The 9,105-nt window shown below is 42.7% G+C and carries 7 protein-coding genes; 5 read left to right on the top strand and 2 right to left on the bottom strand.

Features of this window, described 5'->3' with window-relative positions; all coding sequences use genetic code 11:
- The 4 genes from Q7S11_04130 to Q7S11_04115 all read left to right on the top strand — a co-directional run.
- Positions 1-186: hypothetical protein (locus Q7S11_04130; GenBank protein MDO8572925.1), on the top strand; the 186-nt coding region annotated here is incomplete at its 5' end.
- 378 nt (positions 187-564) lie between these two features.
- Entirely contained in the window at positions 565-771 is a 207-nt protein-coding gene (locus Q7S11_04125) for a helix-turn-helix transcriptional regulator (protein ID MDO8572924.1), read from the top strand.
- 5 nt (positions 772-776) lie between these two features.
- The gene (locus Q7S11_04120; GenBank protein MDO8572923.1) at positions 777-1,643 is read left to right on the top strand and encodes a site-specific DNA-methyltransferase; all 867 of its coding nucleotides are present in this window, start codon (positions 777-779) and stop codon (positions 1,641-1,643) included.
- Between the two features lies 1 nt (position 1,644).
- A complete protein-coding gene (locus Q7S11_04115; GenBank protein ID MDO8572922.1) occupies positions 1,645-2,403 on the top strand; it encodes a PmeII family type II restriction endonuclease in 759 nt (252 codons plus the stop codon).
- Between the two features lie 32 nt (positions 2,404-2,435).
- Here Q7S11_04115 and Q7S11_04110 read toward each other — a convergent pair whose 3' ends face one another.
- Positions 2,436-6,737 carry a hypothetical protein gene (locus Q7S11_04110; GenBank protein MDO8572921.1) on the bottom strand — a complete coding sequence of 1,434 codons (4,302 nt, stop codon included), beginning with the start codon at positions 6,735-6,737 and terminating at the stop codon, positions 2,436-2,438.
- A 739-nt stretch (positions 6,738-7,476) separates the two neighbouring features.
- On the opposite strand from Q7S11_04110, the gene glnII reads away from it, so the two are divergent.
- Complete coding sequence (gene glnII / locus Q7S11_04105) at positions 7,477-8,490, top strand: glutamine synthetase GlnII (GenBank protein ID MDO8572920.1); 1,014 nt, start codon at positions 7,477-7,479, stop codon at positions 8,488-8,490.
- 78 nt (positions 8,491-8,568) lie between these two features.
- Here glnII and Q7S11_04100 read toward each other — a convergent pair whose 3' ends face one another.
- Positions 8,569-8,838 carry a DUF4325 domain-containing protein gene (locus Q7S11_04100; GenBank protein ID MDO8572919.1) on the bottom strand — a complete coding sequence of 90 codons (270 nt, stop codon included), beginning with the start codon at positions 8,836-8,838 and terminating at the stop codon, positions 8,569-8,571.
- Positions 8,839-9,105 lie beyond the last annotated feature (267 nt).

The following is a 9,105-nucleotide window of genomic DNA, read 5'->3' as shown; positions in this document are numbered from 1 at the left end:
CGCCGCCTCGGGGGAAGAAAAGTGTCGTGGTTGTGGGTGGGGGGTTTTAAAATTGTTGGTGGTTACGCCGAAAACGCCGCCGTACGTTTGGCCGACCAAAATGTTAATTCCCCCGAAAATTGTAAAAGTTTCACGTTGTCGAAAATCCTGAACGACGTACGAACCTTTTTTGAAACGGTTTATTAGATAGGGGGCTATAGTGTAGGGGCTTTGCCCCTACAACCCCACAAAATTTGGACGGGCAAAAAGGAAGGGGTTTAAGGGGAGGGAATTTTTGCCCGCCTGTTCGGCGAGGTAAAACCCACTGGTGGTGACTTGTCCCGCCGAAGCGGGCGGAGGCGGACGATTTCGGGGGCCTAACGATTTATTTGTGGGGGGGGTGTTGTTTCGTATTCGCTATGGCGAATGCGCCGCCCGACCGATTGCGTACGTTATTTATTAGAAACGCGCTTGCCCCTGCCCGCCCTTGCGCGCGCGTTGGGTTATGGTAGGCTCCCAAATATATTGTATTATAGTACAATATTGTAAAAAAGTACAATTAGGGGTAAAATGTGTATAACTTTTATGAATACTATTTCAAAAAAATTGGGTGATAATATCGCAAGAATTAGAGAAGTGAAAGGAATGTCGCAAGGTGATATTTGTCGCACTACAGGAATGGATAGAGGGTATATTAGTAGAGTTGAAAATGGATCAAAAAATCCTACAATTTCTAATTTAGAAAAAATAGCAAAGGCGTTGGGTGTAAAACCGGATGAATTATTAAAATAAATTCTATGACAACTAAAACCATAGAAAAAATTAATTTATTTAACCAAAAAACAAAAGCCAAAATAAAGGCCGATGTTATTCTTGGTGATAGCCTTGATGTATTAAAAACGATGTCGGATAATTCTATTGACCTAGTTGTCACTTCGCCCCCTTATGCTGACCAACGCAAAAGTACTTATGGCGGAATCCATCCTGACGAGTATGTTGAGTGGTTTTTGCCTATCGCCAGTGAATTGTTGCGTATTTTACAGCCAACAGGGACTTTTGTTTTAAATATTAAAGAAAAGGTTTCTAATGGTGAGAGGCATACATATGTAATGGAGCTTATTATTGCGATGAGAAAACAGGGTTGGCTTTGGACGGAAGAATTTATTTGGCATAAGAAGAATTGTTTTCCTGGTAAATGGCCAAACCGTTTTCGTGACTCGTGGGAACGACTTTTACAATTCAATAAAACAAAAGATTTTAATATGTATCAAGACGAAGTAAGAGTGCCTATGGGTGATTGGGCAAAAACTCGTCTAAAAAATCTTAGTGAAACTGACAAGAAACGAGATAATTCAAAAGTTGGTAGCGGTTTTGGAAAAAATGTTTCTAACTGGGTTGGTCGTGAACTCGCATACCCTACAAATGTGCTGATGATGGCCACAGAAAGTTCAAATAAGAAACATAGCGCCGTCTTTCCTAAAGAATTGCCAAGTTGGTTTATAAAACTTTTCACTAAGCCCGGAGATGTCGTTTTGGATCCATTTTTAGGCTCCGGTACCACCTCAATCGCCGCTTTTCAACTTGATCGTAATTCAGTGGGCATTGAAATACAAGAGGAATATCACAAATTAGCTATTAACAATATTAACGAAGAAACAAAATAATATGAAAAAATTGAACTACGAAAAATTGAACGCTTTTATTGCATCTGATGTAATAAAACCTTTCTATGAGATAAGACTCCACCGTCTCGAGTCTGCAAAACTATCCGATATTTCAAAAAGAAAAAATCCATATTTATTCAAAGCTAAGAATATTGAAACTGCTGGAGATTTAGCAAAAAGCACTCTTGATGCCTTTCTATCCTCACAAGAGGAAACGATTTTTGGTGATCTTATGGAAAATCTTGCTATTCATGTTTGCCATGAGGTGTTTAAAGGCAAGAAAGCTGAAGAAGGAAAATACAGAAGCGTGGATTTGATATTTGAACGAGATAAGAAAACATATATCGTTGGTATTAAGTCTGGGCCAAATTGGGGTAACTCCGACCAGGTTAATACGATGAAAAAGAACTTAAAAGTTGCCAAAAAGTTTCTTCGCGCCGAATTAAATAAAAACAGTATCGTTTCTGTCAACGGGTGTATTTATGGACGAGATAATAATCCACACAAAGTAAATAAAGACCCCGATCTTAGTTATTACAAAATTTGCGGCCAATCTTTTTGGGAACTTATCTCCGGGGACGATCAATTGTATAAGAAAATCATTCAGCCACTCGATAAAGAAGCCAAAAAACGAGATGATGTTTTTAAGGAATTGTATGTAAAGAAAATCAATGAAATGACAAAGGATGTTGTTGAACTTTTCTATACGAAGAACACTCTTGATTGGGAAAAAATCATTGATTACGTTTCCAAAAAGTAAAGATTAGCAGAAGCAAACTTTTCTTTATGCGGTTAGTTCCTTATTGATCTCCACGCAGTTATCAACCTTAGGAGGTGATTACCTGCAACCGGAGAAAGTCTAAAACGAGCCGGAATTAAAGAGCCGGCGTATTTAATAACTTCAAGTCTATTTTTTTGTTGTGCAATTGCATCAAGCGCTGCGAACACCAAAGCCTCTCTTTGAAGATCTGAGATGGTCGGCTCTTTCCAAAGCTGATAGAAAAATTCAACTGCTACACCCATGGCTGATACAAGTTCAATGCTTGGCCCGGTAATACCTGCTAGTACCGTTGTAAAAGGACCTGTACTAACCCATCCCGCCGACTTCGCCGCGTAGAGAAGCGACCTTCCGCTTATTGTTGTATGTCGATATCGCAGCTCGCAGAGTGATACGTTTATTTTTTCCATATCATCTGTGGTAATTAATTCTTTTTCAACGGCAATAATTGCAAGTACCTGCGTCCAAAACCCCTTAACTGCAAAATCATGTAGGGCAATAGATCTTGTTCCGTGGTCATCAGAATAGAGTGGGCAATTTCGTTCTTTCGCAATCATCATTGTATCCACGAAGCTTGTTCCTATGGTTTCGTAGAGTCGCTCCCGTCGTTCCTTTGGAAGCTTGAGAATTTCTGCCATTGGAGCAACGGTACAATTTGCGGCAATCCAATCTTTTATTTTTTGAAGAAACGTGATCTGCTTTTGGATATCTTCTGTGGTCACTTCCTGTCGGAAATACTGACCAGATTCTTTCCAGACTGTTATGAAACCCTTGGAGCTCATGCCGTTTTTCTGAGCGATTTCTTGGGTAAGAATGTCTATAGTAGATTGAGCAATGAATACTTCTTCAAAGCTATTACGAAGTATGCTCAAGCGGTCCATGTTTCCAAGGGTAAGTAATGCCGTAAGATCTACCGCTACGGTCTTTGAGTACTTAACAGTTTTGATAGCATCCTGTCGTTCCTCTAGAGTTCCAGCACAACACCGTATGCCAAGGCGAGGATTATTAACTAAGCCTCCCCAAATTGTTATTGGATCGCGGCCGATAAGATTAGCAAACGTACCAATTGTAAGTTTGCCTTCCTCGTAGAGTTTTTGTACGCGTAAAATATGCTCATCGTGTCCAACTGTTTGATCTAACATCTTCATCAGCTGATCACGGTTTTCTTGCTCGGTGCTAGAATCAGTTTTTACTGTAAACCTTTTGAATGGTGGATTTTCTTCTTCGCCGAATAAATGCGGAAACATGGCCATAGTTTCGTGAAGAGCATGGACGTATTTACTTTTAATTTCAGTAACCTTCAGTCTAGTTTCCGACGGCTTTCCTTCATCCCGCACAATTTCTTCATTTACTTTTTTCCCCATAAGCCTTTTAGCAAGCGGATCGTTCGGACTAAGAGCATCTTTGTCACTGCCGGGGGTCTCTTCGATTACATACCAGCGCCTCGGACTTCCGTCTTCCTCAACAGCTATAGCTGTGTCTACACCTACTGATGTAGGAGAAAATTGATCGTCAAGTGTCTTTTCTCGGTCAAAAAATATGCTCATATATGTTGTGTGGGCATCCCCATTTCTTGGTGAATTCTTTCGCAGAACATATGCAATCTCCAAGGCTCTAATGGACATGTTGCGTTGTGTATAGAGCCAAGCAAGTTGCCCGGTCGCATTAAACTTAAGATCGTCAGGAAGCTGAGCTAGATCAATAGGGCCTTTCAAAAAAGCATCCAGTTTGTCCAGCTGACCATCCCTTAGGAGATAGGTGGCCCATTTTACCTTAAACGCCAAATCTTCGGAATGATCGGTTATATATTTTTCAGAGGTAGCAATTGCACCTTTAAGGTTGCCCATTGAGTCTAATATGGATACTTCGATGTCGTAAATAAAGCGACTCTTTTCTTTTTCCGGTACCGATCGAGCGGCCTCCAATGCCTTTTCGTATACCTCTGCTTCGTAGTAAGAATAAATCAACTTACTCACAAGCGATGATCCGCTTCGTGGGTCAACCAGTTTCTCATATAACGGCCACGCATCTGCGTAGCGCTTTGAAGCATACAACTCATCTGCAAGCTCAAACAAACCACGAATAGGTGTATCATCTGAAACGTAGGTCCGCGCGTCGTTCAAAAGTTGATTGTGTGCATTGAGATCGTTCGCTCTTTTCTCAATCCGAGCGGCAATAACAAGGTCTGTAACACTGCCGGGATTTGAAGCTCGTAGTTCATTCGCAAGTTTACGCGCCGGATCAAACTGATCCTTACGCATATAGGCATGAATGAGTAAGCGTTTTTCATCTGATAAAAGTTCCCTGGGCTTTTTCGTATTCTTTATCGATTCTTCAAGAATCGGTATTGCTGAATTATCTTCCTCACGTTCATGACATATCCCCGCAAGGAGAAGTGCTGCTTCTGGAGTTTTTGGATTGTCTAAGATTTGCTTGAAGATGACAATGGCTTCTTCGCTTTTTCCTTGCTCATATAATAAAAACGCTTTCTGCCTTAAAAAACCCGGGTTGTTGGGTTCAAGTTTTATTGCAAATTCGGCATCAGCCAAAGCCTTGTCTCGGTTGCCAAGCAGCTTGTGGGCAACAGCTCGATTTCCAACCCAGTTGGCTCTGTATTTCATGGTCTCTGAATTTTCTAGGGTACCGATTGCATTATCCAAAAGGGCAAGTGCGCGTTCAAGTCGCTCCTTATCAGCGGAAGTAATGTGCATACCGGATTGAACATCATGCCGTTTCTCAAAAGCCTGTAAAATGGCTGTAGCAAGAGTGGCCCGGAGATTCGGTGCTGGCTTGCTCGGATCACTATTATCGACTGCAACTTCAAGCCAGTGTAGAATTTCTGGTTCCATTTCTCGTTCGCGTGCCGCATGCGCGATGGCGTATGCAACTGATTCATTTTTCCGTAAAACTTCCGGAATTCGTTCAATTATAGACTGAAGCTTATCAAATGGTGCGGCAGCGTAAGCTAGAAGTTCATTCGCTCGCTGACTCAACGGGTTTTTTTGTAGAATTTGTTCTACGATCTTAGCGGCCTCCTCCCGCTGACCCACAAATAAATATCCAAGTGATTTATTGCACAAAGCTTTTTCATCTTCGGAATTATATTGAAAGGCTTCAATAAAAAGCATCCCAGCTTTTTCTTCATTTCCAAGCGCGGCGAGGGATGCTGCCTTATTGGTTAGAATGCGAAATTTTATCATCCCCGCTACTTCCGGATTAAGTCTTTTCTCAAGTGCTTCAATTCGATCAAGCGCTTCTTTAGGACGATTGGCGTTAATCAAGTCCCTGATCTCGTCAATTTCTTTACCATATTCTCCAGCAAGATCACCGCCACTTGCGATTAATTTCACCAGCTCTCCAACTGCATTGATGTCCTCTCTAACACTACTCACGCCTTGAGCGGTGTCTTTTGTAGCTGCTGATTGTTCGACTTGCAACTTGAGAATTAAATCAGACGTGCGTTTAACTTCTTCTACGGCTTTCGCGCTTACTCCGGTAGCAACGAGATGATACTGATCAAGCAGCTCAGGATAAGTACCAAGCATATCCTTGATATCATCCCATGAACACACTCGCACAGTGAAAATACCTTGGGCTATATTTAATTCCGTAAGTCGCCGAGCTTCTGTTTGAAGACGAACATCGCTCTTTCCAGTATAGGCGACAACAAACTCACGCAGAGTAGGTGTAAATATTTTTGCATCTTCAACTATCCGCTGAAGTTCTGCGACGGTGAGAGAATCGTCCGCAAAAGCATCTCTTTTTTTACACTGCACGCCGCCGCTAATTCCGGCTTGTTTTTTAATATCACCATACACATCAACCCCTGCCTGTGCTTGACCAGTACGTCCATTTCTTTGTAACTCTGGATTCATCCAAATTCTCGCCCAGAGATCTCGACAAAATCTCTCAAATGGCTCCCAGTCTGAAAACGCAGGAATTTGGAGAGCGCCAATATCTTGGGGTGGTACACTCGATCCAGAAGGAGATGCTGTACCGGATGCTTCTTTCCCAATAGGACCATTCATAAGTTCTACAACTTTCTGAACAAAATCTGCCCAAGGCAAAGTTCCCTGATACCACATAACTCCGACATCTGTTCGATGATGGAGAATGCGCATGAATTTTTGCCAGTTAATGCCAAGTGGTTTAAGGTCGTCTTTCCAATGATCCCACAAATATTTTGGAAGTTTGTTTCCTGCCCAGAGGATATAGGCATCGTCTTTCTTCGTCCCATCATTAGTAAATGAGTTATTCTTAAGAGACAACATCCATGTTTTAGTCTCTTTTGGTTCTGTGGGAAATATAAGATTCATACCTTGTTTTTTTACTGAATTAGTAATTTATGTTATAATATTTGCATCGAAAATCTACTTGAATGACGAGAGAAAAGAAGCCGGACTTTGCACTCCCTTAAGGAGCTAATCCCTAGGAACTCAAGATTCCCACTTCTGCTCGCTTCCCTCGTCATCCAAAGAGATTCTTAATGTTGTGATCGCTACTTTAAAACAAAAAACTATACCCCTAGTATATGGGGTATCATTTCCCTTGTCAAATTTGAGATAGAAAAACTTGAAATCGTCAAAAAGCACGCTCGCCTGGGCGAGTGAACGTTGGCGGCGCGCACGTGAAACGTGCACGAAACAACACCCCCCCCACAAACAAATCGTTAGGCCCCCGAAATCGTTGTCGCCACCAGTGGGTTTTACCTCGCCGAACAGGCGGGCAAAAATTCCCTCCCCTAACCCCTTCCTTTTTGCCCGTCCAAATTTTGTGGGGTTGTAGGGGCAAAGCCCCTACACCATAGCCCCCTATCTAATAAACCGTTTCAAAATAGGTTCGTACGTCGTTCAGGATTTTCGACATAGGCACGCCGTAGCCCGCCCAAGGCGGGCGAAGGCGGCCATCGGCCTAACATATGATTTCTCTTAAAAAGTGAGGTTTTTTGTATATTTAACAGTATTAAAACTATTCACATTTTATTCACAAAGTTAGTTGACGAGGCGGTGGTTAGTCGGTAAGATTAAATGGTCATTATTCTTAACTTTTTACCGTATGGCAAAAATCATGGCGGAGTACATTTGGATGGATGGTACCACACCGACAGCCAAATTGCGTTCGAAGACAAAAATTGTGGATGGGCCGATTGCGGGAGTGAGGGATTTACCGGGTTGGAGTTTTGATGGGTCAAGCACTTATCAGGCGAAGGGAAGTTTTAGCGATTGTTTATTGCAGCCGGTATCGTATATACCCGATCCGATTCGGGGCGGACAAAATATTTTGGTGATGTGTGAAGTAAATAATGCTGACGGTACGACACATATTACAAATACCAGGGCGGCGTTGAGGATGCTCGCGGAACGCTATAAACAGGAGGAAGCATGGTTTGGCATTGAACAGGAATATACTTTCTTTCAGGGTGTTAAACCTTTAGGATGGCCGGATAACGGTTTCCCTGCCCCACAGGGAGGTTATTACTGCGGTGTGGGCGCGGATGAGGTGTTTGGACGGCCGATCGTGGAGAAGCATATGGAAGCCTGTTTGGCCGCCGGTTTATTGATTTGTGGGATTAATTCAGAGGTGATGCCGGGACAGTGGGAATTTCAAGTGGGTCCACTCGGCCCGTTGGAAGTTTGTGATCAATTATGGCTCAGTCGTTGGTTGTTGTATCGGATTGGTGAAGATTTTAATACCAGCGTGACACTTTATCCAAAGCCGGTAAAAGGCGATTGGAATGGCGCGGGCGCGCATACCAATTTCAGCACGAAAGCGATGCGTCTTCCCGGTGGTATAGAGGCGATCAAACAGGCCTGTGAAAAATTGGGCAGAAAGCGCGCGGAGCATATCGCTGTGTACGGCGCGAATAATAACGAAAGACTGACCGGTTTGCACGAGACCTGTAGTATCAATGATTTCAAATATGGCATTGGTGATCGTGGGGCGTCAATTCGCATCCCCACGCCAGTGGCGAACGCCGGGTGTGGTTATTTGGAAGATCGCCGCCCGGCGTCTAATATGGATCCGTATCAGGTCTGTGCGAAGTTGATGGAGACGGTTTGTGGGGAGTAAATATATATATAAAACCAAAACACTGCTATATGGCAGTGTTTTGTATCGTCTAGGCGGTGGGAAGATGTCGAAAAGTGTTTACTTGATTGTTTCTAACAATCTTAAAGTCGCTTCTACTGACGGATTCTCTGTTGGCAGTAATTTGACTCTATTGCCGTAGGTATTTAAAATTGGTGTGATAAATTCATCCGCCCACGAAGGGGTGAATGTTACTACCCCATCAAAATCTATGCTGATTTCTTCTTTATCAGATACAGATTCTAGGGTGGATAGATACGCGCCGTAGGCCTCTTTGCCGTCTTGTCTGGAAGTTAGGGTAGTACCAAATTTATTCAATGTGATAATCATATCTATATATTACAATCTATGCAAGTTTAGTATCAATCTATGCATAAATAGTTATTTTTAAGCAAAAATCTTCATATTTTTATGGAAGTTTTTTGATGAATATGCCTACGCACAGCCTTCGCCCCACTTTCGCAAAAAGCAATTCTGGATGTCTAGTGTTGTCGGGCTAGTGGGACTTGAACCCACGACCTCATCCGCCTGAGGCGGATGCGCGATACCAATTGTCGGGCTAGTGGGACTTGAACCCACGACCTCATCCGCCTGAGG

This window comes from bacterium, from assembly GCA_030648955.1.
In the GTDB taxonomy this organism is placed as follows: Bacteria; Patescibacteriota; Minisyncoccia; order Phycocordibacterales; family JAUSHB01; genus JAUSHB01.
Note: the sequence above shows the minus strand (reverse complement) of the source record. Positions and strands in the feature narration are given on the sequence as shown.

What these genes read in the sequence shown, in the direction of transcription:
- Q7S11_04125 (MDO8572924.1), top strand. Translation starts at nt 565, where the DNA reads ATGAATACTATTTCAAAAAAATTGGGTGATAATATCGCAAGAATTAGA.
- Q7S11_04120 (MDO8572923.1), top strand. Translation starts at nt 777, where the DNA reads ATGACAACTAAAACCATAGAAAAAATTAATTTATTTAACCAAAAAACA.
- Q7S11_04115 (MDO8572922.1), top strand. Translation starts at nt 1,645, where the DNA reads ATGAAAAAATTGAACTACGAAAAATTGAACGCTTTTATTGCATCTGAT.
- Q7S11_04110 (MDO8572921.1), bottom strand. Translation starts at nt 6,737, where the DNA reads ATGAATCTTATATTTCCCACAGAACCAAAAGAGACTAAAACATGGATG.
- glnII (MDO8572920.1), top strand. Translation starts at nt 7,477, where the DNA reads ATGGCAAAAATCATGGCGGAGTACATTTGGATGGATGGTACCACACCG.
- Q7S11_04100 (MDO8572919.1), bottom strand. Translation starts at nt 8,838, where the DNA reads ATGATTATCACATTGAATAAATTTGGTACTACCCTAACTTCCAGACAA.